This is a genomic window from Streptomyces sp. DSM 118878, assembly GCF_052936595.1.
On sequence record NZ_CP193622.1, the window covers coordinates 6677053 to 6700122 of the forward strand.

Consider the following 23070-nt stretch of genomic DNA (forward strand, 5'->3'; position numbering starts at 1 on the left):
CGCCTACGGGGTGGCTGTAGGCAGCCCCGGCCCGCCGCCCCTGGTGCCCCCGCTGTCCCGGCTGGCCTCGCTGCCCCCGCTGTCCCGGCGGTGCGTGCCGTGGGCGGCTGTGGTCAGCCCGCACCGGCCGTTCTCGCAGGAGCGCTGGAGGCGGCCCCGCGAGATGGTCTGCATCAGCCCGACCGCCCAGCACGTCGGGCAGCCGCGAAAGGAGAGCAGGCCGACCGGCAGCAGAACCAGGCTGACCAGTCCGACCACCGGGATGAGGGCGACAGAGCCGGCCAGCGCGCCGAACCCCACGACACCGCGCAGGATGTGCTCGGGCAGAGACTTGCTCGCGTAGTCGGGACCGGGGCCCCCGGGGCGGGAGCCGGGCCCGGAGCCGCGTTCAGTCATCGTGTCCTCCAGAGGCTGATGCAGGAGCTGATCCAGCGGCTGACGCGGAAGCTGATCCCGGGGCCGTCCGCAGCGACCGCTGGACCGCCGCACGGGCCCGGTGCAGACGGGACTTCATCGCCGCCGTACTGAGGCCCAGCGCATCGGCGACCATCCGGCCGCTGTGGCCCTGGATGTCCCGCATGATCAGTACGCGACGCTGGTCGGGGGGCAGCGCGGCGACCGCGGCCGCCACCCTGCCCGCGTCCATGCGCTGGAGCACCTCGTCCTCGGCCGAGGCCACGGGGGTGTCCTCCCGCAGCGGCGCGCCGTGGTCCCGCAGCCGGGCCCGCGCACGCCGGAGGCACTCGTTGCGGACTATGCGGAACATCCAGGACGCCAGGGCGCCGGAGGCCCGTAACGTCCCGAGCTGAGGGAACGCGGGTGCGTCGCCTGCCTGGCCGGGGGTGAGGACGAATGCAAGGGGTCGGCAGCGGCCGTCGGCAGCGAGGTGGATCTTGGTGGTCAGACCGCCGCAGGACCGTCCGAGGGCATGATGGTCGGGCTCGTCGGCCAGGGCCCCTTGGCGGGCGCCGGCGGCATGCTGGTGAGCGCGGACGACGGTGGAGTCGACCGCGATGACCCAGTCGAGGTCCCCTTCGGAGTCGGCCTGGGCGAGCAGAGCGGTGAAGACCTTCTCCCAGGTGCCGTCGGCGGCCCACTTCCGCAGCCGATTGTGGACGCCTTTCCACGACCCGAAGTGCTCAGGCAGGTCCGTCCACGGCGTCCCGGTGCGGTACTTGAACGCGATCGCGTCGATCACCTGCCGGTGATCCCGCCACCGCCCTCCCCGCTTCGGAGTCCGGTCCGGCAGCAACGGCTCGATCCTCGCCCACTGGGCGTCAGCCAATATCACACATCAACCAACGATCAGACGATCCGAAGACAACTCCCTGGTGGCCGCTTGGGGCTTCGCGCGTCGGCCCGCGGAACTTTTTTCCAAGACGGGGCGGTTCGGGTCCGTCAGGGTGGGGGCATGCACAGCGACGAAGTGGATGCCGGGGCCGTGGCCGTGGACCATGGTTCCGACGGCGACCATGCAGCTGACAGCGGGTGGGAAGTAGTGCGGCCCGTCGGCGCGCCTGCCGTTCCCGGTGTCCGGATGGCCGGCTTCCGGGATCGCGTCGGCCAGGCACTGGATCTGCGGGTGCTTCCCCAGCCTGCCGTGGTCGTCGTCATCGGCCTGGGGAACGACCCGTTCACGGTCGAAGGCGGCACCACGCAACGACCCTCGGCGAGCCCGAACCCTCATTCCAGCCTCGTCGCGTCGTTGTCGCCCGGTTCCACACGGATCCACGGCCGGGACGTCGAGTGCATCGAGATGTGCCTGTCGCCCGGCGCCGCTTACGCGCTGCTGGGTGTGTCGCCGCACGAACTGGAAGGGGGGGTCGTCGGCCTGGAAGACCTGTGGGGGCGGCAGGAACGGCAGCTCCGTGAACGGGTGGCCGCCGCCACCGCGTGGCAGGAACGTTTCACGCTGGTCAGCGAGTTCCTCACCCGCCGGGCTGCCCAGGGCCCGTCAATGGCACCCGAGGTCGCCGGTGTGTGGGACACCATCGTGACGCACGGGGGCCGGGTACGGGTCGACGACCTCGCCGCGTCCTGCGGGTGGAGCCGCAAGCGGCTGTGGTCCCGGTTCAATGCCCAGATTGGCCTCACACCCAAGCGCGCCGCCATGCTCGTCCGCTTCGACCAGGCCGCCCAGTCCCTCCGCGCGGGTGGCAACGCCGCGGACATCGCCCTGGCGCACGGATACGCCGACCAGTCCCACCTCCACCGCGACGTCCTCGCCTTCGCCGAGTGCACGCCCGCTGTCCTGGCCGGCCTCTGACCCGCACCCCCGAACACCAGAGCCACCCATCCCGACGAGGAAGGAAGTCATCCGTGAGCACCGTAGACACAGCTGCTGCCCAAGAGGCCATGGCCGACCGAGGCCTGATCGTCCAGCTCGCCTTCGGCAGCATGGCCTCGCAGACCTTGCGCGCCGCATTGCGGCTCGGAGTCTTCGACCTGATCGGCGACGGCCGGCGACCGGCCAGCGAGGTAGCCGCCGAAGCAGGAGCCGAGCACCAACCCATGACGAGGCTGTTGCGCGCCCTCGCCGGCCTGGGCCTGATGCAGGAGCACGAACCCGACACGTTCTCAGTGACTGCCGCCGGTGCCCTTCTCGATTCCAGCCGCCCCGACTCGCTCGTCTCGTTCGTCCGGATGTTCACCGACCCGGCGATCGTGCGGGCCTGGGACGGCCTAGACAGCAGCGTCCGCACCGGCGGCATCGCCTTCGACGCCGTCTTCGGCACCGACTTTTTCAGCTTTCTCGGCCGACACCCCCAGCTGTCCGCCGACTTCAACGCGGCGATGAGCCAGGCCTCCGAGGAGACGGCCGCCGTGCTGCCGCACGCCTACGACTTCAGCCGCTTCACTTCGGTCACCGACATCGGCGGCGGCGACGGAAGCGTCCTGGCCGGCATACTCGCCGCGCACCCGGCGCTCACCGGCGTCCTCCACGACACCAAGGACGGTCTGGCCCAGGCACCGGGGACGCTTGACCGGCACGGGGTGGCGGACCGCTGCTCCCTGGCCGCAGGCGACTTCTTCCGCTCCGTGCCCGGCGGCTCGGACCTGTACCTGATCAAGAGCGTCCTGCACGACTGGTCGGACGATCAAGCGGTCACGATCCTCGGCCACTGCCGTGAGGTACTACCGCCCGGCGGCCACGTCCTGATCGTGGAGCCGGTGCTTCCCGAAGTTGTTGGTACCGGCGCCGCCGCGCACGCCGCAGACGGCGGGATCACTTACCTCAGCGACCTCAACATGCTGGTGAACCTGGGCGGGAGGGAACGTACCCGCAAGGACTTCGAAGAGGTGTGCCACCGCGCGGGACTGTCCATCGTGTCGGCGACCCCGCTGCTGGAGGCGGCCCCCTTCTACCTGATCGAGACCATGGCCTGCTGACCACGAGCACGCACCGGGGCAGGGGGCGACTGACCTGCAGGACGCGGCCCCCGGGCGCCCACTGGACCGGCGGCGGCGGTGGTGCCGCAAACGGCCGTGGCCGCGCGGACGCACGTCTTCCGCTGGGGCCGGTGGCCATGCCGACAGTCGTTCAGGACGAAAGGGGCCCCGGCCAGTGCGCCGGACGGCCACTCCCTCGGCCGGGTCTCGCGGCGTACCGACCACCAAGATCCACATGGCGTTCAAGCAGCGGCGCGGCCTGACCACCCGTTATTTGACAAGACCGCCATCATCTACCTCGCCGGACTCCATCTCGCCGCCGTCGACATCTGGTCTAGCAAGGTGATCCGAAGGAAACAGCCTAGGCCACCTGGCTTCTATGGTCCTGCGTGCGGCGTCGGCGGGCCTTCTCGCGGCAGCGCTTGGAACAAGGTCGGGACGAGAGTGGGCTCGCTTTTTTGCCGGTTCCTCATGGCTGCGGGTAGCGCTTCATGTGACGACCGCGGTGGACGTAGTAGAGCAGGGACGAGTAGGAGACGGAGTAGTCGTGCTCGTCCATCAGTTCCGCCCAGATGGCTCTGCCGCGAACCCCTCGGGCGAGCATGTCGTCGACCAGGCGGATGACGGGGACCATGACCGGGTCCTTGCGGAACTTCACATCACGATCAGCGGGCCGTGCGGTGTCCAGCACGAGCCGGATTGTCCGCTGCGGGACCTCGTAACGGTCAGCCAGTGCACGGACGGTCATGGTCCCGTCGCGGGCGTCATCGGAGATGAGGTAAGTGAGTTCACCACGACCCGGGAACAGTTCCTTGCCTGGGTAGCGGGGGTTGGGCTTGGCGCGTCCTCGGGGCGAGCTTGCGTCCGCGAGCGCGCGTTCCAGCACCTCGGGAGAACGCCCGGCGGCGTCGGCGAGCCGGTCCAGGAGGGGTTTGCCGAACCAGAATGGCGGCCCGCAGAGATATCCGTGCAGATAGCTGGGCTTGAGGTGATTGGCGCGGGCGAGACGCCGGATGAAGGAGTCGGTTTCCTCACCGAGTCGCGGTGCAATCTGGACGGGCAGCCGGGCCAGCCGGCCCGACAAAGACCCGGTCATAGGGTGGCTGCCTGCTTCAACGGCTTCGCCGTGGTCTCCGCCGCATGGTCCAGGGGGATCGCGTCGATCCCTTCCTTGGTCACGCGTTCTGTGCCACTGAGGATCGCGTCGATCGCGGCCCCTCGGATCGCGTGGGACAACGCGCCGATCATCCCGGCAGTCCGGTTATGGAGGTAGCGGTCCAGCTTGACCAGGCTCCCCGGTGGGTGGTCGTGCAGGAGCAAGGTCTCCTCCATAGTCGCCACGAGCCCCTTCCACTCGTCGCCGTAGGGAAACGGGCGGGTGGGGACGAGGGTAAAGCGGCCCGCGATCTGGGCTCCCCGGGTGCCGGCCAGAAGCTCGCTGGTCTCCAGGCCGATGCCTGCGTAGACGAAAGTGGCAGGGATGCGCTCGGAGAAGTACTTCAAGGTGTCGGAGACCTCACCGCCGGCCCGGGTGACCTGCGAGATGTTGTGGATTTCGTCGACGAGCACGAGACCGGTGCGGGTATCAGTGCAGACACCGACGACGGCCTCGATGATGTCCGTCATGTTCGACCGGGCCCGGACCGGAAGGCCCAGAAAGCGGGCGAACTCGGCTGCAACCATGCGGGCGGTCGCGGCGGGAGGGACCGTGATGTAGAGAACGGGAATGCGGTCGGCGACGTTGGGGTGGCGGGCCCGATCGAGGAGTTCATGGGCGCGCCCGAGCTGGGTGATGGCGCTGGTCTTGCCCGTTCCGGGAAGCCCGGAGACCATCAGGCCGCGGCGGGCGCTGATCGCGTGGCGGTTGAGCAGGACCAGCCGACGGCCGCAGACCACGGTCTTCTCGACGAACGAGGTAGCGACCACGAGCATCCGGGCATGGTGGTCGAGCCGGTACTCGTCGTCGAGATCCCGCTCGGTCTCGGACAGCCGCTTCAGTTCGCCGGCAGACAACAGAACCGGGGGTGCGGGCGGGTCCTCGATGGATTTCCGCCATCCCTCCAGGGTGGTCAACTGCCGGTTGGCTTCGGCGTCGATCTCGCCCAACGCGACCTGTTGGGATGCCGGGTCGGAGATGGTCACGTGCGCCTCCAAGGGTTGGCCAGTGGATCGAACAGGCCCAGCGGGATGACCTTCGCCACCTCGGTGTCCGCATCGTCAGGCACGGGCTCGACGCCCGAGGAGTCAGGGCTCGGCCGATCGGTGGCGGTGGCCCGGGTGCGGGCGGCGATCCGCCGGTCTCGCTTTGAGCGTTTGGCTGGCCGGTCTGCTTCCGTGGCAGGGCCGTCGTGAGCCCGCCGCAGCAGGGCAGCGGCAGCATCGGCGATCTGTTCTTCGCTCCCGCCGGGCACCTGTTCACGGGCGTGGTCCCAGGCCATCTCACCGAACGGGACGCCGACGCGGTGCAGGTGCTTCCAGAACACCGTGATCCACCGGGCCGGCTCGCTGCGGCGGTCGCGTACCCAGATGCGGGAGACGTCGTAGGGGTCGTAGTGGATCTCCCATAGCCCCTTCTTCTCCGCCACCCCGGAGTGCTGGCGGCGCATGGGGGTCAACTCGCGAGCGTCGTAGGTGCGGTGATTGATCCGGATGCCGTAGGCGTTGATCGCCTGCCAGCGTTCGGGCAGCAACTCGATGTAGTCCTCGCCGCTGAGCGGGGCCGGAACGTAGCCGCACGACTCCAGCAGCGTCGCGTACTTCTCGTTTGGCGAGAACGCCCGTTTCGGTGAGTCCGGGTCCCGTAGTGCATCGTGCGGCCGGTTCTGCCAGACGGCGACGGTCCACTCCTCCAGCAAGCTCTGCAACTCGGGCAAGGACCACAGTGGCCCGTTCTCCAGCCCCCGGCCCCGGCGGTCCACTGACCGGCCGGTGTAGCCCGCGACGAACTGCGCGAACAGCGTCGCCACCGAACCCAGCGTCTTTTCGATCGCGCCCTTCTCGAAGGGTGATGCCTTGTGCGTCGGCTGAAGGCTGATGCCCAGGTAGCGGCAAGAGGCGCGGAAGTTGTTCGAGATGAAGACTTTCCCGTGGTCGCAGACGATCGTGTCCGGCACGATCACCGGCTTCGCAGCAGCGTGCTCCAGTCGCTCGTCCAAGGCCAGCAGCCGCCGGTGTGGCATCGCCGACCGCGACATCCGAAGGGCTTCTGACCAGCTAGGACGCATCGTCTCCGGGGTGATGCTCCGGGCCAGGAGGGCAGAAGCGTCGGCTGCCTTCGTCGTCGGTCGCAGCACCACAGCGGCCAGTGACCTGGTCGCCAGGTCGATCATGGCCGTCAACTCGACCTTCTCGGCAATGCCGTCGTCCAGTCGCACCAGGACGTCCAGCGGTGTGGAGTCGATCTGCATCCATTCGCCCGGCGCGCAGGCGGGCACCTCCCCGAACGGGCCGGTCGGACGCGCGTTCACCGAACGGCGCGTGGTTGCCGAGCCTGTCGCGTGCGTGCCGGCCGCCAGCCTGTCGAACAGCCGGTAGAGCGTGCGCTCAGACGGCATCTCGACACCTTCCGCGTCCTCATGTGCGTTCAGGATCTGGGTCGCCCGCCAGACCACGAAGCCGATCGTCTTCGACGACGCCTCGGCGGTCTCCTCGATCGCCTCCCGCATCGCCTCGACCACCGCCGGGGCGACCCGGCCGAACGACGGCATCTGTTTGGCCGACCGGCCGTCGGCCAGTCCGACCAGCCCGTCGCGCTGGTAGCGCTGGCGCCTCTGCTTTACGCCGCTGGCCGTCATCGCGTGCCCGGCCGCCGTTAGCTCGGCAGCCTTGGCCCGCTCCCGTTGAGCCAGCGAGTTCCGTTCCGGATCGAACTCCGGCCGTGGCGCCGTCCCTGCTGGAGCATCCGGCGGTAAGCCGTCCAGAACCTCCAGAATGTGCGTCTCCCACCAGCGGGCCTGTTCAGCGGCGCTCTCCGGGAATTCCGCGATCCTGCCCGTCGGAGGCACCCGTCGCACTTTCCCCGTCACCGTCCACCTCCGTCCGCCAGGCGCACGATGGTGGACGCCCCCAGCAACTCGACCGCCAGTCCCTCGGCGGCCACTTCCTGGAGCCAGAGAAGATGGAACAAGGCAGGCAGCGTCTCAAGCCGGTCGCCGGCGGCATCGGCTCCGATCATCAGCGGGACCGGGGCCGAGAGAGCTGCCCGGAGCCGGTTCACGACTGGTCCGCGCAGGCACCGAGGGTGCCGGTAGCGCGACAGCCACCGGACATTCGCCAGCAGCACCGCCTCCGGCGTCCCGACCCGCTCGAAGCCCCATCCCGCCTGGCCGCAGGCCAGGCGGGTGACCTCGAACGCCTCCGCGTCCTTCGCCTCGATCCGTTCATCAGCGCGGACATCGACGACCACCGCCGAGCCGTCCGTGTGGCGTACGAAGTAGTCCGGAGCGTGCCGACGCTCCCGCTCGCCGTCGTGCCAGTGCAGCCAGAACGGTTGCGAGGCGATCCCCACCACCTCAGGATCGAAGTCCATCAGCAAAAGCCGGTCCCGCTCCAGCCACGATTCGAAACCGACGTGCTGCCCGGTCGTTGCCGCCCAGTACCAGCCGGAGAAGTGACGCTCACCGCGTGACCAGCGAAACGGTCGTACGGCGGCCACGTCCTCGAACCGGGCCGTCACACAGTCCAGCAGCGGACGCCGCTGACGCTCGCGTACAGCATCCACGTACGACAGCTCGACGTACGGCTCCGCAAGCTCCACCCCGACCCGTACGGCCACTCAGCACCCCCAGCGCGTTACCTCGTACGACTAGGTTCGCTGTCAAGGAAGCCGGAACGACTGGGTTCGCTGTCAAACGACTCGATTGGATGACAGCGGTCAGCCGGGCGTGCCTCGTCGTGCGGGCGGGTCATGTACTAGAGTTATCTCGACATCGAGATATCTGCCGAGGCGCACCAGAAGCCGCCACTCGGTAAGGGTTACCTAACTAAGCCTTACCTTAGCGGATCGACGAGGAGTCGTGGCGGCAGGATGTGACGGAAACGCGCACAAAATAGAAGGAGACTGTCGTGTCGGCGAACAGCTTCGACGCCCGCAGCACGCTGCGCGTGGGCGACGAGTCGTACGAGATCTTCAAGCTGGACAAGGTCGAGGGCTCCGCACGCCTTCCCTACAGCCTGAAGGTCCTGCTTGAGAACCTGCTCCGTACCGAGGACGGCGCGAACATCACCGCCGACCACATCAGTGCCCTCGGCAACTGGGACTCGCAGGCCCAGCCCGCGCAGGAGATCCAGTTCACGCCCGCCCGCGTGATCATGCAGGACTTCACCGGCGTGCCCTGCGTGGTGGACCTCGCCACCATGCGCGAGGCCGTCAAGGAGCTCGGCGGCGACCCGGCGAAGATCAACCCGCTGGCCCCGGCCGAGCTGGTCATCGATCACTCCGTGATCGCCGACAAGTTCGGCACGGCGGAGGCCTTCGGCCAGAACGTGGAGCTGGAGTACGGCCGCAACAAGGAGCGCTACCAGTTCCTGCGCTGGGGCCAGACCGCCTTCGACGAGTTCAAGGTCGTCCCCCCGGGCACCGGCATCGTCCACCAGGTCAACATCGAGCACCTGGCGCGCACGGTCATGGTGCGCAACGGCCAGGCCTACCCCGACACTCTCGTCGGCACCGACTCGCACACCACGATGGTCAACGGCCTGGGCGTCCTGGGCTGGGGCGTCGGCGGCATCGAGGCCGAGGCCGCGATGCTGGGCCAGCCGGTCTCCATGCTCATCCCGCGCGTCGTCGGCTTCAAGCTGACCGGTGAGCTGAAGCCGGGCACCACCGCCACGGACCTCGTCCTCACGATCACCGAGATGCTGCGCAAGCACGGCGTCGTCGGCAAGTTCGTCGAGTTCTACGGCGAGGGCGTCTCCGCCACCTCCCTCGCGAACCGCGCCACCATCGGCAACATGTCCCCGGAGTTCGGCTCCACCGCCGCGATCTTCCCGATCGACGACGAGACGCTGAAGTACCTGCGCCTGACCGGCCGCGACGAGCAGCAGGTCGCGCTCGTCGAGGCGTACGCCAAGGAGCAGGGCCTCTGGCTGGACCCGGCCGCCGAGCCCGACTTCTCCGAGAAGCTGGAGCTCGACCTCTCCACGGTCGTCCCCTCCATCGCCGGACCGAAGCGTCCGCAGGACCGCATCGTCCTCGCCAACGCCGCCGAGCAGTTCAAGAGCGACGTCCGCAACTACGTCGACAGCGTGGACGAGGCGGGCAAGGAGTCCTTCCCGGCCTCCGACTCCCCGGCCACCACGAACGGCGTCCCGTCGAACCCGGTCCTCGTGACCGCCCCCGACGGCTCGACGTACGAGCTGGACCACGGCGCGGTGACGGTCGCGGCCATCACCTCCTGCACCAACACCTCGAACCCGTACGTGATGGTCGCCGCCGCGCTCGTCGCGAAGAAGGCCGTCGAGAAGGGCCTGACCCGCAAGCCGTGGGTCAAGACCACCCTCGCCCCGGGCTCCAAGGTCGTCACCGACTACTTCGACAAGGCGGGGCTCACCCCCTACCTCGACAAGGTCGGCTTCAACCTCGTCGGCTACGGCTGCACCACCTGCATCGGCAATTCGGGCCCGCTGCCCGACGAGGTCTCGAAGGCCGTCAACGACCACGACCTGGCCGTGACGTCCGTCCTCTCCGGTAACCGGAACTTCGAGGGCCGCATCAACCCCGACGTCAAGATGAACTACCTGGCGTCCCCGCCGCTGGTCGTCGCGTACGCCCTCGCCGGCTCGATGAAGATCGACATCACCACCGAGGCCCTGGGCGCCGACCAGGACGGCAACCCGGTCTACCTCAAGGACATCTGGCCCTCCGAGGCCGAGGTGAACGACGTCGTCGCCAACTCCATCGGCGAGGACATGTTCAACAAGTCCTACCAGGACGTCTTCGCGGGCGACGCCCAGTGGCAGGCGCTGTCGATCCCCACCGGCAACACCTTCGAGTGGGACACCGAGTCGACGTACGTCCGCAAGCCCCCGTACTTCGAGGGCATGACGATGGAGACCACCCCGGTCTCCGACATCACGGGCGCCCGCGTCCTGGCCAAGCTGGGCGACTCGGTCACCACCGACCACATCTCCCCGGCCGGTGCGATCAAGGCCGACACCCCGGCCGGCAAGTACCTCACGGAGCACGGCGTGCAGCGCCGCGACTTCAACTCCTACGGCTCGCGCCGAGGCAACCACGAGGTCATGATCCGCGGTACGTTCGCCAACATCCGCCTGCGCAACCAGATCGCGCCGGGCACCGAGGGCGGCTTCACGCGTGACTTCACGCAGGAGGACGCGCCGGTCTCGTTCATCTACGACGCCTCGCGCAACTACATCGACCAGGGCATCCCGCTGGTCGTCCTCGCGGGCAAGGAGTACGGCTCCGGCTCGTCCCGCGACTGGGCCGCCAAGGGCACCGCGCTCCTCGGCGTCAAGGCCGTCATCGCCGAGTCGTACGAGCGCATCCACCGCTCGAACCTCATCGGCATGGGCGTCCTGCCGCTCCAGTACCCGGAGGGCCAGACCGCCTCGTCCCTCGGCCTCACCGGCGAGGAGACCTTCTCCTTCTCCGGCGTGACCGAGCTGAACAACGGCTCGACGCCCCGCACGGTCAAGGTCACCACCGACTCGGGTGTCGAGTTCGACGCGGTCGTCCGCATCGACACGCCCGGCGAGGCCGACTACTACCGCAACGGCGGCATCATGCAGTACGTGCTGCGCAGCCTGATCCGCAAGTAAGTCAGCGCATACGGCGAGCAGTTGAGGGCCGCACCCCGTTCCGTACGGGGTGCGGCCCTCGCGCGTTCGCCGCGGCGGTTCCTAGCCGCCGTACGGAACCGTGATCAGTTCCAGCGCGTGGCCCGCCGGGTCAAGGAAGTACACGCCCTTGCCGCCGTCGTTGCGGTTGATCTCGCCCGGCTGTTTTTGGTGCGGGTCCGCCCAGTGCTGGATGCCGCGCGCCGTGATCTTCTCGTACGCGGCGTCGAACTCCGCCTCCGAGACCAGGAAGGCGTAGTGCTGCGTGGCGATGTGTTCCGCGGGCACGGTGGCGAAGTCCAGGGTGACTCCGTTGCTCAGGGCCACCGCGACGAACGGGCCCCATTCACCGGTGACTTGCAGGCCCAGCAGCTCCGTGAAGAACTCCGCGGATTCCCGGTTGTCCCGGGCGTGGACGATGGTGTGGTTCAACTCGACTGACAAGGAATGCCTCCAACAGGCATCTCCTGACACCTCCATGCCTCACCCGGCCGGTGACCGACACGCGATGTCGCCGTGGATCTTAAGCACGACGACAGCGCGTTGTCGAGCGGCTTCCGGTCGTCATCACCGGCCCTGGCTCAGCGCCTGCGGTCCGCGATGGTGCGCAGCGCCGCATGTGCTTCCTCGCTTGTGAGGCCCTTCGTTCGGCAGTACGTGAGGACGTGCGCGTCGGCCTCCTCCGTGTCCAGCGCCGCGAGGCCACGCAGTGCGCTGCCGCGCAGGCGGGAGGCGTGGTCGGCGGTGAGCAACGACGCCAGGGGTGCGACACAGTCGGGGGAGTGGCGGTCGGCGAGAGCCCCGACCGCGGCCAGGTGGACGTCCGCGGCCTCCGGCGAGGTAGTCAATACGGCCAGCCCTGCCACCGCTTCGGTCCCCGCGCACTCGGCGAGCGCCGTGACCAGTTCCTCCCCCACGTCTCGTCGGAACCGCCCCGCCAACGCGGCGAGGACGGGCACCGCCGGGGTGCCCATGCGGCCCAACGCCCGTACCGCGCTCCGCGCGACGTCACCACTCGCGTCCGTCGAGGCGGCCTCCCCGAGAGCGGCGGCCGCCTCCCGGCCCGGGAAGCGGCCCAGGCCCTGCGCCGCCTGCACCCGCACCGGCTCGGACGGATCGTGCACGGCGGTCAGCAGCACCGGCAGCGACTCGCGCGCACCGATGAGGCCCAGCGCGTGCACCGCCCGCGCGCGCAGCGTGCCCGGCTCCTCGTCGTCGCCCACGAGGGACGAGAGGCGTGCGGAGGCCGGTTCGTGCCGCAGGTCGCCGAGCGCGTCGGCGGCGGCTGTTCGTACGTCTTTGGGGTTCTCCGCGCCGAGTGCGGCCAGGAGCAGCGGCGCCGCGTCCGCGCACTCCAGCAACCCCAACGCGACCGCGGCGCCCCGGCGTTGTCGCCGAGCTCCGGGGGAGTCGTCCGCCAGCATCGCGAGCAACTCCCGTACGGGCGGCGCGGCCAGTGCCGAAAGGGCCCGCGCGACCGTGTCGCCGGTACGGTCGTCACCCAGCGCGGCGAGCAGCGCTTCGGTCGCCGCTCTGCCCCCGACGGCGCCGAGCGCCGATGCCGCCGCCCTGCGCACCATCGGTATGGACTGCTCGCCGAGCAGTGCGACCAGGTTCGGTACGTCCCTGCCGTCCTTGCCGAAGCGTGCGGGGCGTTCCTGGATGTGCGCGCAGACCGTGACGGCGGCGCAGGCCGGAGTACGGTACTCGGCCGGTTGCCACGGCGCGGCGCCGTGGACGTGGCTCCGCAGTATCTCCAGGCCGTAGTCGGTCCTGGCCAGGAGCGTGGCCGCGGGGCGTGCGGTCGCCGCGTCCGGGTCGCACAGCGCGCGCTTCAGCATCAACTCGACGTCCAGGCCGGCCGGTGGCGGCCAGCAGTCCTCGGGCAACTGTGCGAGCGCCAGGACGGCTCCCTTCCGCAGGCGCGGTGAGCTGCCTTCCGACGCCGCCAGATACAGCAGGGCGGGTGCGGTACGAGGGTCACGCATCGCCCCCAGTGTTTCCACGGTGTGCACCTCGTCGCGGGGAAGCAGCGCCCAGAGCGCGGCCAACAGCGCGGGGACGGCCTCCGGCGGGCGCAGCCGGGCGACCGCTTCGACGACCATGTGTGCCGGTCGCGGATCGCCCAGCCGGTGGACGAGTTCCCTGACCGCCTCGGGCCCGCCCACCGCGCCCAGGTCCTCGTACATCCGGGCCCGTGCCCAGTGGTTCGACTCGCCGCGCTGTACCGGCCTGAGGATTCGGGGCAGGGCGCGGCGGTCCCGCAGCTCCGCGAGGGCGGACAGCGCGTGCACGTGCAACCGCTTCGGGTAGGCGTCGGGCCGGTTCACGCAGTCGAAGAGGGCGTCGGCCGCCTCCCGCCCGCCGATGTCCCGCAGCAGGTCGATGGCCCACATGTGGTGCGGGGAAGGGCCGGACCGCATGACCTCGCCCAGGCCCGCGACATCACCCTCCAGCCGCATCCGCACGATGTCCGGCTCCACGTCAGGCCTCCCGTCGCGTGTCCTCGTCCGCCATCGCCACGTACAACGGCGTGCCTACGACGATGTCGACCTGTCGTCCGTCCCGTCCGGTCGCCGTGCCGTGCAGCAGCCGTCGTGCGAGGAACTCGCTGTAGACCGGCGGCTCCGACAACGACTCGGCGAACTCCAGGACGTCATGTGCCGCGTCCCGTCCGTGCGGACGCCCTGGCGTGTCGTCCAGCAGCCTGAACAGTGACGGCAGCATCGAGTAGCTGCGCTGGATCGTCTCGGGCGCGGTGCGCTGTCCGAGGAGGTGGTGCGCCGAGCCGATCAGCGCGATGACGGTGTCGCCGTCCCGCCCCGTCATGAACGTCGGCCCCTCGGGAGACCCGTACCCGGCGACCCGCAGCTCCAGGTCACCCCGGAACCAGGGCCTCGGCTCCGTCATCCAGCTGACGTCGAACTCCCGCTCCAAGTAGGCCTCGACGAGGTCCAGCTTGTCGTACGAGGTCACGTCCGCACGCGGCGACTGAACGGCGACGCTGAGCACCTTGAGGTCGACCTTCGCCTCGACGGCGAGCCGTTTCAGCAGCTTCGGCGGGATCTGCTCGTACAGCATGTCCAGCTTGGTGCCGGAGACGTAGAGGTAGTACCTCACGTGCCGTCAGGGGAGCTTCAGGAACGCGGTCCAGGTCTCGGACGCGACCGTGAAGTGCGGGCCGTCCGGGTTCTTGGAGTCGCGGATGTGTACGGCGGTGGGGTGAGCGGCGACCTCGACGCAGGCGCCGCCTTGCTCACTGCTGTAGCTGGACTTTCGCCAGTCGTAGGCGACTTCGAGGCATTCGCCGCCTTCGCTGCCGCTGTAGGTCGACTTGAACCACATAAGCGCGGTGCCGCTCATCGCTCTCCTAGCAGGTTCTCCAACAGGCCTCTGGTCTCATGGGGGTTGAGGGCCTGAGTCCGCAGCATCGCACACTTGCGCTCCAGAATGGACACCTCATCAGGGTCGGCGATCAGTTGGCTGCCTCGCTGTGCTCGTGGCCGCTCTGTCCGACAAGTGGGGCGTGACGGAGCGCGACCCCGGCAAGGTCGTCTGGGCCGAGTTCGCAACCCGGCCGCAGACGACCTCCTCGCCATCAGGCGCCCGTGCCGTCAGCCGAGCAGTTCCACCTCCGCCAGGGTCGCGGAGCCGTCCGGCACCAGCCGGTAGTGCCCGTACGTTCCCGGACGGTCGACCGTGAACGCCCGGGTCTGCTGGTCCCAGGCGAAGGATTCGCCCGAGCGCTTGTCCAGCGTCCGCCACTTCTTGCCGTCGGCGGAGCCCTGGAGCACCCAGCTCTTGGGCGCCTTCGCCTTGTCCGTGGACGACGTCAGCGTGTACTGCACGGCCTTCGTCCTGCCCGCGACCGGCAGCTCCACCGGGGCGGAGGACGTGGCGTCCGTCGCCGAGGTGTTGTCGAAGAGCGCGCCCTCACCCTTGAGGGCGTCCTTCTTCGGCGACGGGACCTTGTCGTCCTTGGTGATCGAGGTCGGCTGGGCCTTCTTGCCCGAGCCCCACGTGGACGGCTTCGGGCCCATGTCGAACTCCAGGACACCGCCGCGGGCGATGGCCGTGTGCGGGAGCGCCGTCGAGTTCCACTTCTTGCCGTTGACCTTCAGGCCCTGCACGTAGATGTTCTCGGCGCTGTTCTTCGGCGCCTTGACGACCAGGTCGCGGCCGTTCTCCAGGTGCACGGTCATCTTGGTGAACTGGGGCGAGCCGATGGCGTACTCGCCGCTGCCCATGACCAGCGGGTAGAAGCCGAGGGAGGAGAAGAGGTACCAGCCGGACTGCTCGCCGTTGTCCTCGTCGCCGTGGTAACCCTGGCCGATCTCGCTGCCGGTGTAGAGGCGGGAGAGGACCTCGCGGACCTTCTCCTGCGTCTTGTGTGGCTGCCCGGCCGCGTCGTACATGTACGCGGCGTGGTGGGCGACCTGGTTGGAGTGGCCGTACATGCCCATGCGGACGTCGCGCGCCTCGGTCATCTCGTGGATGACGCCTCCGTAGGAGCCCGCGAACTCGGCGGAGCCCGTCTCGGGGGTCGCGAAGTACGTGTCGAGCTTGTCGCCGAGGCCCTTGCGGCCGCCGTAGAGGTTGGCGAGGCCGCGCGAGTCCTGCGGGGCCGTGAAGGCGTAACCCCATGCGTTGGTCTCGGTGTAGTCGTGGCCCCACACGCGCGGGTCGAACTTCTCCGAGTCCACGCGCCAGACACCCTTGGCGTCCTTGCCCTGGAAGAAGCCGGGTTTCGTGCCGGCGCCCGCGGCCTTGCCGTCGAAGAGGTGCACGTAGTCACGGGCACGGTTGAGGAAGTACTCGGACTCCTCCTTGTAGTGCTTCTCGCCCGTCTTCTTGTAGAGGGCGGCGCCCATCTTGGAGATGCCGTAGTCGTTGAGGTAGCCCTCAAGCGCCCACGACAGGCCCTCGTGCGTCTCGCTGGGCGTGTAGCCGAGGAACGGCGACGTCTTCATGCCCTTGCGGCCGACGCCCGGGGCGGGCGGCGCGACCGTCGCGTTCTTCAGCGCGGCGTCGTACGCGGCCTCGGCGTCGAACTTCACACCCTTGGTGTACGCGTCGGCGAACGCCACGTCGGACGACGTGCCCGTCATCAGGTCCGCGGCACCCGGCGAGGACCAGCGCGAGGTCCAGCCGCCGTCCTTGTAGTGCTGCACGAAGCCGTCGACCAGCTCACCCGCCTTCTTGGGGGTGAGCAGGCTGTACGCGGGCCAGGTCGTCCGGTAGGTGTCCCAGAAGCCGTTGTTCACGTACGGCTTGCCGTCGACGATCTTCGCCCCGGTGCGGGTCGGCGTGTCCTTGCCGGTCGCGGGCGAGAAGGGCGAGGCGTACTGGTGCTTGGCCTTGCCGTCGGCCCCCTTCACCTTCTCGAAGCCGGAGTTCGGGTAGAGGTAGAGGCGGTACAGGGAGGAGTACAGCGTCGTGCGCTGGTCCTCGCTCGCGCCCTCGACCTCCACCTTGCCGAGGATGTCGTCCCAGCTCTTCTGGGCACGGTCCTTGACCCGGTCGAACGAGGTGCCCTCGGGTATCTCCTGGTTCAGGTTGGCCTTCGCCTGGTCCAGGCCGATCAGGGACGTGGCGAGGCGCAGGGTGACCGTGCGGTCCTTGCCGGGCTTGAAGCGGAGGTAGCCCGTGACGTCGCCGCCACCGCCGCCGTCCAGCTTGCCGCCCGCGGTGGTCGGGGTGTCGAAGGTGCCGTAGACGAACATGCGGGTGGCGCCGGTCGACAGGCCCGACTTGACGTCCGAGAAGCCGGAGACGATCCCCTTCTCCTTGTCGAGGGTGAGGCCGCCCTTGTCGTTGACGTTGTCGAAGATCACGCTCGCGTCGTCACCGGGGTAGGTGAACCTCATCATCGCCGCGTGGTCGGTCGGCGCCATCTCGGCCTTCAGGCCATTCTCGAACGTCACGCCGTAGTAGTGCGGGCGCGCCGTCTCCTTCTCGTGCTTGAACGGCAGCGCGCGCTTGGTCCGCGACGCGTTCGGGGTGTCCTTGTCCACGGACGGCATGAGCTGGAACGTCTGCCGGTCACCCATCCACGGGCTCGGCTCGTGGCTCGCGCCGAACGCCTGCATCGTCGGCAGGTTGTCGTCGTTGTTGCCGCGCGCGTAGTCGTACAGCCAGCTCAGGGAGCCCGCGTTGGTGACCGGCGTCCAGAAGTTGAAGCCCTGCGGGACCGCCGTGGCGGGAATGTTGTTGCCGCGCGAGAAGCCGCCGCTGGAGTTGGTGCCGCGCCGGGTGTCCGCGTAGTCCGAGGGGTGCGCCTTCGGCTTGGCGGGCGCCACCTGCTTGAGCGACACGTCGTCCAGCCAGCCGCGGAACTTGGCCGGGCCCTTCGGTGCGTCGTACGCGATGAGGACGCGGTCGACCGTCTTGCCGCGCGCGACGTCGCCGATGTGCGAGGCGACGTTGTTCCACTGGTTGACGTAGAGCACCTTGGCGGCGCCCTGGCCCCGCGGGGTGAGCGCGAAGCCGTGCTTGTCGACGGCCTTGAGGTCGCTCAGATAGGTGCCGTCGGTGAAGGCCAGGTCCACGGCCACGTTCGTGGCGGCGTAGTCCAGGTCGCCCTCGGCCATCGAGGGGAAGACGCGGTAGCCCAGCTCGGTGTCGCGCTTCACCGGGACGTTGACGTCGAAGACCTTGTTGTACGAGTAGCCGTGGCCGTCCGCCTTGTGGCTGCCCGCATAGCGCAGCGCGTGCTTTCCGGTGAACCCGGCGCGCGCCTTGGCGGTGGGGGAGCCGCTGGGACCGCGGTCCACCAGGCTCAGCATGTCCTCGGGGGCGGGCGCCTCGGAGCCGCCCACGGAGAGCTGGACGTCGGCGAGTTGCAGGGCGTCGGAGGCGCCGTTGTTGCCGGTGACGTCGATGCGGAAGTGCGAGTAGGCCGTCGCGTTGTCGAAGTCGTACTTCTTCGTCTTGTGACGGCCGTCGAACGTCTCGCCCTTGCGCTCGTCGAGGACCTTCCAGTCCTCGCCGTCGGTGGAGCCCTTCAGGGTCCAGTCCTTGGGGTCACGCTCGGCGTGGTCGTTGGCCGAGGTCAGCGCGTACGTCACGGCCTTGGCGGGCTCGTCGAGGTCGAACTCGACCCAGCCGGCCTTGTCGAAGGTGAGCCACTTGCTGGTGGCCTCGCCGTCGATGAGGTTCTCCGCCACCTCGCCGGAGCCGGCGTTCTCGCCGCTGGCCCTGACGTCGGTGACGTGGTTCATCACGCTGCCGGGCAGTCCCGAGCTGAACTCGCCGTTGACCCCGGCGGCCTTCTTCTTGCCGTCGGCGCCGGTCTCCACGGTGTTCAGCCAGTCCGGCACGGCCTCGCCCTCCTCGAACGAGGAGAAGAACTCGGCTTCCGTACGCGGTGGTTTCTCGGGCCCGGCGACGGCGGCCCCCTGGGCCGCCACGACGAGCGCCAGCGCCACCGTTCCGATGGCGGCTGCCGAGCGCGCCCCGGGAATCCCCGGACGCTGGTGTCTGTATCGAGGTCTGCGAGCCGGCTGCGGCATCCCCGAGCCCCTCCCTGCGGTTGGACAACGTTGTCACGATCGCTACGCAAGGTCTAGTAGGGAGTGAAGTGGTGAGGGGTGTCAAGGCTGTTGCCGGGATTCGCGGGGCGGGAGTCACCGTTGGTGGCCGACTGCCCGCCGGTGCGGGGCGACGGTACTCTCACCTGCGGAACGGGGGAGGTGACGGGGGCATGGAGCCGCTCGGGACCGGCGATCCGGAGTCGATGGGTGTGTACGCGCTGTCCGGAAGGCTCGGCAGCGGAGGCATGGGAGAGGTGTTCCTCGGCCGGGCGCCGGACGGGAGCCTCGCCGCGATCAAGGCGGCACGGCCCGAACTCTCCCACGACGTCGCGTTCCGCCGCAGGTTCGCGCGCGAGGTGGACGCCGCGCGCAAGGTCGACGGGCGGTTCACCGCGGCCGTGCTCGACGCCGATCCGCACGCGCCGCGGCCGTGGCTCGCCACCGAGTACATCCCCGGCGTGTCGGTCTCCGAGGCCGTCGCCACGGGCGGGCCGCTTCCGGAGGCGTCGCTGCGGGCGCTGATGGCGGGGACGGCGGCGGCGCTCGCGGCGATCCACGAGGCCGAACTGACGCACCGTGACCTCAAGCCCTCCAACATCCTCCTCGCCGAGGACGGCCCCCGCGTCATCGACTTCGGTATCGCCCGCTCGGTCGCCCACTCCCAGATCACCCGGACGGGGCAAGTGCCGGGCACTCCGGGCTACATGGCTCCTGAGCAGCTCCGCGGCTCGGAGATCGGCCCGCACACGGACGTGTACGCGCTCGGGGCCACCCTTGTCTTCGCGGCCACGGGGGAGGGGCCCTTCGGCCACGGTGACGTCTTCGCGATGATCTACCGCACGATGGAGCAGGAGCCGCGGCTCGACGGCGTGCCCGGCTCGCTGCGGACCGCGGTGGCGCGCTGCCTGGCCAAGGCCCCGGCGGAGCGCCCCACGGTGGCCTCGCTCCTCGCGGAGTTCTCGGTACCCGCCACCTTGCCGGAGGGGCGACCGGGTCGGTGGCTGCCGGACGAGCTCACGACGTTGGTGCGGGGGCGGGCCGGGGCGGCCGGCGGGGCGGTGTCGGAGCCGGAGGCGGTGTCGGAGCCCGGGGCGCGGTCTCCCGCGACTTCGGCTGGGGCTCTGCCGCCGGGCGTTGCTCCTCCGCCGGGCGTGGGACCTCCTCCCGCCGTGACTCCGGCCGCCGTGGCTCCCCCTGCCGTGGCTCCTCCCGCCGTGGCTCCTCCCGCCGTGGCTTCGGCCGCTGCCGGCGTGCCCCGCAGGGGGCTCTCCCGCCGAGCGCTGCTCGCGGTGTCGGCCGCGGGCGTCGCCACGGCCGCGGTGGGCGGGACGTTCGCCGTGCTGCGCGGCCGGGACGACGGCGGCGGAGGCGAAGGCGGAGGTGGGTCCGGCGGCGGGAAGGGCGGCGCCGAGGCGGGAACCGCCGCCGATCCGTTCCAGGTGGCGAAGAGCGGGGGCCTGTCGCTGCTGCTCTTCGACGGCCCGTACGGCAAGGACATGCTCGCCGACGCGGTGCGGCGCCTCGGCGAGGCGTACCCGGGCATCGACGTGGCGGAGGAGTTCGCCCCGGACCCCGGCAAACGCGCTCCGTCCGAGCTGGTCGACGGATCACCGCCGGATCTGATCCAGAACTCCGGCGAGGGCTTCGCCGATGTGTGGACCTTGGCCAAGGGCGGCGGCCTGCGCGAACTCACCCCGTTGCTCGACGCCCCGGCGATCGGCAGCCCCGGCAAGAAGGTGCGGGACATGCTGCTGCCGGGCGCCGCGGAGGGGGGCGGGCCCCGCGGGGAAGGGCCGGTGCACGGCATCAACTACCTGCTCACGGTCTACGGCCTCTGGTACTCCCGCAAGGCCCTGCGCGACCTGGGCAAGAGCTACCCCCGCACCTTCGACGACCTCCTCGCGGTCTGCGCGGCCGCCGATCGGCGGGGCATGGCCGGGCTCGTCTACCCGGGCAAGTACCCCTACTACCTGTGGTTCGCCGTGGCCGCCTCCGTGGCCAAGCGGGGCGGCGGGCAGGCGCTCGACGCCCTGGTGGACAACAAGCCGGGGGCCTGGCGCGCGCGGGCCGTGCGGGACGTCTTCGAGGCGTACGCCGAACTGGGGCGGCGCGGCCATGTGCTGAAGCAGTCGGCGGGCTACGACCACACCCAGGCGCAGACCCGGTGGACCGAGGGCGAGGCCCTGTTCATCCCGAACGGCTCATGGCTGGAGAAGGAGTCCCGGCCGCCCGAGGGCTTCGACCCGGCGGTGGGCCCGCCGCCGGCCGTCTCCGGGGACGACCGACTGCCGTTCGGGACCGTCGCCGTCAACTACGGCGAGCCCTTCGTCGTACCCGAGCGGGCGAAAAATCCCCAAGCGGCCATGGAGTTGCTGCGCATCATGCTCGGGCGCCCGTCGGCCGGGCGGTTCGCCGCGCGGCACGGCGCCCTGCCGGCCGTCCGGGGCGCGGGGGAGTGGAAAGGGCTCACCGCCGGCGCCGGGTCGGCGATCGCCGCGTACGAAGGGGCCAAGGGCAACGCGTTCGACTGGAGGGGCTTCGAGGCCACCGAACTCCAGGACGTGAGCGGCCGGGCGCTGAGCGAGATGCTGCTCGGCCGCGCCACCCCGGGTGAGACGGTGGACCGCATCCAGGACGCGGCCGACGAGCTCTGAGGGCCTCGCGGGAAAGTCCATGGAAACCGGCGCGAAAGTCCACGCGTCGCGAGGGCCAGGTGCGAGAGGTTCGACCAGGGAACGTCGCAGGTCTCAACTCGGAAACCCTGCGGGGCAAACGTGTATTCGATCTTGCCCGGTGGAACGCGAGTGGACTATACCTGTCGGCGTCCCACACCACCGCGGTGCCGGGAGGGTCCGGTTCACCGCCTGAGTCCTGGAGAAGGCGAGGACTTGAGCATGGGATCCACCAGCGTCAACCGTCGTGATGTCATGAAGAGGGCGGCGGCAGCGGGTCTGCTCGCGGTGCCCGCTGTCGGGGCACTCAGTTCCTGCGCCAGCGGAGGCGGCTCGGAGAACAAGGCCGAGAAGGGCAAGAAGACCAAGAAGAACCCGCTCGGCGTGAAGGCGGACGCGGGGCTCACGGTCTACATCTTCAACGGTGGCTACGGCGACAAGTACGCCCAGTACGTCACCGACATGTACGCCGACAAGTACCCCGAGGCGAAGCCGGACCAGAAGGCCACGGAGAAGATCGCCACCCAGGTGCAGCCGAAGATCGTGCGCGGCAAGCCCACGGCGGACGTCGTCAACAACTCCGGCGCCGAGCAGATGAACATCGGCAAGCTCGTCCACAACAAGCAGGTCGCCGACCTCGGCGAGGTGCTCGACGCCCCCTCGTGGGACGACCCGGACGTCACGGTGCGCGAGACCCTGGTGCCGGTCGTCGAGCAGATGGGCCGCTTCGGCGGCAAGGAGTGCTACCAGCTCAACGTCGCCCTGACGGTGTACGGCAACTGGTACTCCAAGAAGCTCCTGGAGGACGGCCTCGACTCCGCGTACCCGAAGACCTGGGACGAGATGCTCGCGGTCTGCAAGAAGGCCAAGGCGAAGGGCATCCACGGCTGGAGCTACCCGGGCGGCCACCCCCGCTACATGTTCTTCAGCATGTACGCGATGTTCGCCCAGCGCGGCGGCCGCGGCGTCACCGAGGCCATGGACTACCTGGAGCCGGGCGCCTGGCAGCACGACGCCGTCAAGGACGTCTTCGAGGCCTGGGAGGAAGTGGTCGCCAAGAAGTACGTGCTGACCGGCTTTGACGGCACCGAGGCGCACACCGAGATGCAGACGGCCTGGACGCAGGGGGGCAAGTGCCTCTTCGTGCCGAACGGCTCCTGGGTGGAGAACGAGGCCAAGGACACCACGCCGAAGGACTTCGCCATGACGGTGGGGGCGACCCCCTCGCTCGACTCCGGCGACAAGATGCCCTTCGGCACGCTCTACGCCCCGGCCGGTGAGCCCTTCGTCGTCCCCGCCAAGGCCGAGAACCGCCAGGGCGGCCTGGAGTGGCTGCGGATGATGTACAGCAAGAAGGCCGCCCTCAACCTCTTCAAGGAGGTCGGCTCGATGCCCGTCGTGAAGGGCGCCATCGACGGCGAGGACCTGCCGTCGGGCACGGCGAGCGCGCAGGCGGCCATCAAGGCGGCCGGCGACAACATCGTCATCCCGCAGTTCATGGACTGGTACAACGAGCTGTTCCGCGAGGACTTCAACAACATGGTCCACAAGTTCATGCAGGGCCAGATCGGCCCCAAGCAGGCCATGGACACCATGCAGAAGGCCACCGAGCGGATCCTGAAGGACCCCGACATCAGCAAGGTCAAGAAGGCCTGACGAGCGAGGCGGAAGAGCGGGCG

The 23070-nt window shown here is 69.5% G+C and carries 16 protein-coding genes and 1 pseudogene; 5 read left to right on the top strand and 12 right to left on the bottom strand.

The window, feature by feature from the left end; genetic code table 11:
- Positions 1-3: 3 nt before the first annotated feature.
- Both ACRAKF_RS29585 and ACRAKF_RS29590 read right to left on the bottom strand, forming a co-directional pair.
- The gene (locus ACRAKF_RS29585) at positions 4-396 is read right to left on the bottom strand and encodes a hypothetical protein (protein ID WP_447040592.1); all 393 of its coding nucleotides are present in this window, start codon (positions 394-396) and stop codon (positions 4-6) included.
- Positions 389-1291, bottom strand: coding sequence for an IS5 family transposase (locus ACRAKF_RS29590; RefSeq protein ID WP_447040593.1), 903 nt, complete (start codon positions 1289-1291; stop codon positions 389-391). The genes ACRAKF_RS29585 and ACRAKF_RS29590 overlap by 8 nt, the downstream gene beginning before the upstream one ends.
- Positions 1292-1411: 120 nt before the next feature.
- On the opposite strand from ACRAKF_RS29590, the gene ACRAKF_RS29595 reads away from it, so the two are divergent.
- Both ACRAKF_RS29595 and ACRAKF_RS29600 read left to right on the top strand, forming a co-directional pair.
- Positions 1412-2266 (top strand): helix-turn-helix domain-containing protein, encoded by an 855-nt coding sequence (locus ACRAKF_RS29595; protein WP_447035794.1) that lies wholly within the window; start codon positions 1412-1414, stop codon positions 2264-2266.
- Positions 2267-2319: 53 nt separating this feature from the next.
- Positions 2320-3390 (top strand): methyltransferase, encoded by a 1071-nt coding sequence (locus tag ACRAKF_RS29600; protein WP_447040594.1) that lies wholly within the window; start codon positions 2320-2322, stop codon positions 3388-3390.
- 469 nt (positions 3391-3859) lie between these two features.
- On the opposite strand, the gene ACRAKF_RS29605 is transcribed toward ACRAKF_RS29600, so the two are convergent.
- The 4 genes from ACRAKF_RS29605 to ACRAKF_RS29620 all read right to left on the bottom strand — a co-directional run bounded on the left by ACRAKF_RS29605 (position 3860) and on the right by ACRAKF_RS29620 (position 8164).
- Positions 3860-4486 (bottom strand): hypothetical protein, encoded by a 627-nt coding sequence (locus ACRAKF_RS29605; RefSeq protein WP_447040595.1) that lies wholly within the window; start codon positions 4484-4486, stop codon positions 3860-3862.
- The gene (locus ACRAKF_RS29610) at positions 4483-5532 is read right to left on the bottom strand and encodes an ATP-binding protein (RefSeq protein ID WP_447040596.1); all 1050 of its coding nucleotides are present in this window, start codon (positions 5530-5532) and stop codon (positions 4483-4485) included. Before ACRAKF_RS29610 ends, ACRAKF_RS29605 begins: the two co-directional genes overlap by 4 nt.
- Positions 5529-7055, bottom strand: coding sequence for a Mu transposase C-terminal domain-containing protein (locus ACRAKF_RS29615; protein ID WP_447042239.1), 1527 nt, complete (start codon positions 7053-7055; stop codon positions 5529-5531). Before ACRAKF_RS29615 ends, ACRAKF_RS29610 begins: the two co-directional genes overlap by 4 nt.
- Positions 7056-7411: 356 nt before the next feature.
- Positions 7412-8164: a TnsA-like heteromeric transposase endonuclease subunit gene (locus tag ACRAKF_RS29620; RefSeq protein ID WP_447040597.1), complete on the bottom strand. Its 753-nt coding sequence runs from the start codon at positions 8162-8164 to the stop codon at positions 7412-7414.
- 290 nt (positions 8165-8454) lie between these two features.
- Between ACRAKF_RS29620 and acnA the strand changes: the two genes are divergently transcribed.
- Positions 8455-11169, top strand: coding sequence for an aconitate hydratase AcnA (gene acnA / locus ACRAKF_RS29625; protein ID WP_447040598.1), 2715 nt, complete (start codon positions 8455-8457; stop codon positions 11167-11169).
- A gap of 81 nt (positions 11170-11250) precedes the next feature.
- Here the strand turns inward: acnA and ACRAKF_RS29630 are convergent, their stop codons facing one another.
- The 6 genes and pseudogenes from ACRAKF_RS29630 to ACRAKF_RS29655 form a co-directional block, all read right to left on the bottom strand.
- Positions 11251-11631: a VOC family protein gene (locus ACRAKF_RS29630; protein ID WP_447040599.1), complete on the bottom strand. Its 381-nt coding sequence runs from the start codon at positions 11629-11631 to the stop codon at positions 11251-11253.
- 137 nt (positions 11632-11768) lie between these two features.
- On the bottom strand, positions 11769-13670 hold the full coding sequence (locus ACRAKF_RS29635; RefSeq protein WP_447040600.1) for a HEAT repeat domain-containing protein: 1902 nt from the start codon (positions 13668-13670) through the stop codon (positions 11769-11771).
- 1 nt (position 13671) lies between these two features.
- On the bottom strand, positions 13672-14307 hold the full coding sequence (locus tag ACRAKF_RS29640; RefSeq protein ID WP_447040601.1) for a DUF7019 family protein: 636 nt from the start codon (positions 14305-14307) through the stop codon (positions 13672-13674).
- Between the two features lie 6 nt (positions 14308-14313).
- A complete protein-coding gene (locus ACRAKF_RS29645; RefSeq protein WP_447040602.1) occupies positions 14314-14550 on the bottom strand; it encodes a DUF397 domain-containing protein in 237 nt (78 codons plus the stop codon).
- Positions 14547-14681 (bottom strand): annotated as a pseudogene (locus ACRAKF_RS29650) (transcriptional regulator); the annotation flags it as partial. The gene ACRAKF_RS29645 and the pseudogene ACRAKF_RS29650, both read right to left, overlap by 4 nt.
- Positions 14682-14801: 120 nt before the next feature.
- A complete protein-coding gene (locus tag ACRAKF_RS29655) occupies positions 14802-18698 on the bottom strand; it encodes a GH92 family glycosyl hydrolase (RefSeq protein WP_447040603.1) in 3897 nt (1298 codons plus the stop codon).
- 191 nt (positions 18699-18889) lie between these two features.
- On the opposite strand from ACRAKF_RS29655, the gene ACRAKF_RS29660 reads away from it, so the two are divergent.
- Together ACRAKF_RS29660 and ngcE are read left to right on the top strand one after the other, a co-directional pair.
- A complete protein-coding gene (locus tag ACRAKF_RS29660; RefSeq protein WP_447040604.1) occupies positions 18890-21373 on the top strand; it encodes a serine/threonine-protein kinase in 2484 nt (827 codons plus the stop codon).
- Between the two features lie 240 nt (positions 21374-21613).
- Positions 21614-23047: an N-acetylglucosamine/diacetylchitobiose ABC transporter substrate-binding protein gene (gene ngcE / locus ACRAKF_RS29665; protein WP_447040605.1), complete on the top strand. Its 1434-nt coding sequence runs from the start codon at positions 21614-21616 to the stop codon at positions 23045-23047.
- Positions 23048-23070: the final 23 nt, after the last annotated feature.

What these genes read in the sequence shown, in the direction of transcription:
- ACRAKF_RS29585 (WP_447040592.1), bottom strand. Translation starts at nt 396, where the DNA reads ATGACTGAACGCGGCTCCGGGCCCGGCTCCCGCCCCGGGGGCCCCGGT.
- ACRAKF_RS29595 (WP_447035794.1), top strand. Translation starts at nt 1,412, where the DNA reads ATGCACAGCGACGAAGTGGATGCCGGGGCCGTGGCCGTGGACCATGGT.
- ACRAKF_RS29605 (WP_447040595.1), bottom strand. Translation starts at nt 4,486, where the DNA reads ATGACCGGGTCTTTGTCGGGCCGGCTGGCCCGGCTGCCCGTCCAGATT.
- ACRAKF_RS29615 (WP_447042239.1), bottom strand. Translation starts at nt 7,055, where the DNA reads ATGCGGGAGGCGATCGAGGAGACCGCCGAGGCGTCGTCGAAGACGATC.
- ACRAKF_RS29645 (WP_447040602.1), bottom strand. Translation starts at nt 14,550, where the DNA reads ATGAGCGGCACCGCGCTTATGTGGTTCAAGTCGACCTACAGCGGCAGC.
- ACRAKF_RS29655 (WP_447040603.1), bottom strand. Translation starts at nt 18,698, where the DNA reads ATGCCGCAGCCGGCTCGCAGACCTCGATACAGACACCAGCGTCCGGGG.
- ACRAKF_RS29660 (WP_447040604.1), top strand. Translation starts at nt 18,890, where the DNA reads ATGGAGCCGCTCGGGACCGGCGATCCGGAGTCGATGGGTGTGTACGCG.
- ngcE (WP_447040605.1), top strand. Translation starts at nt 21,614, where the DNA reads ATGGGATCCACCAGCGTCAACCGTCGTGATGTCATGAAGAGGGCGGCG.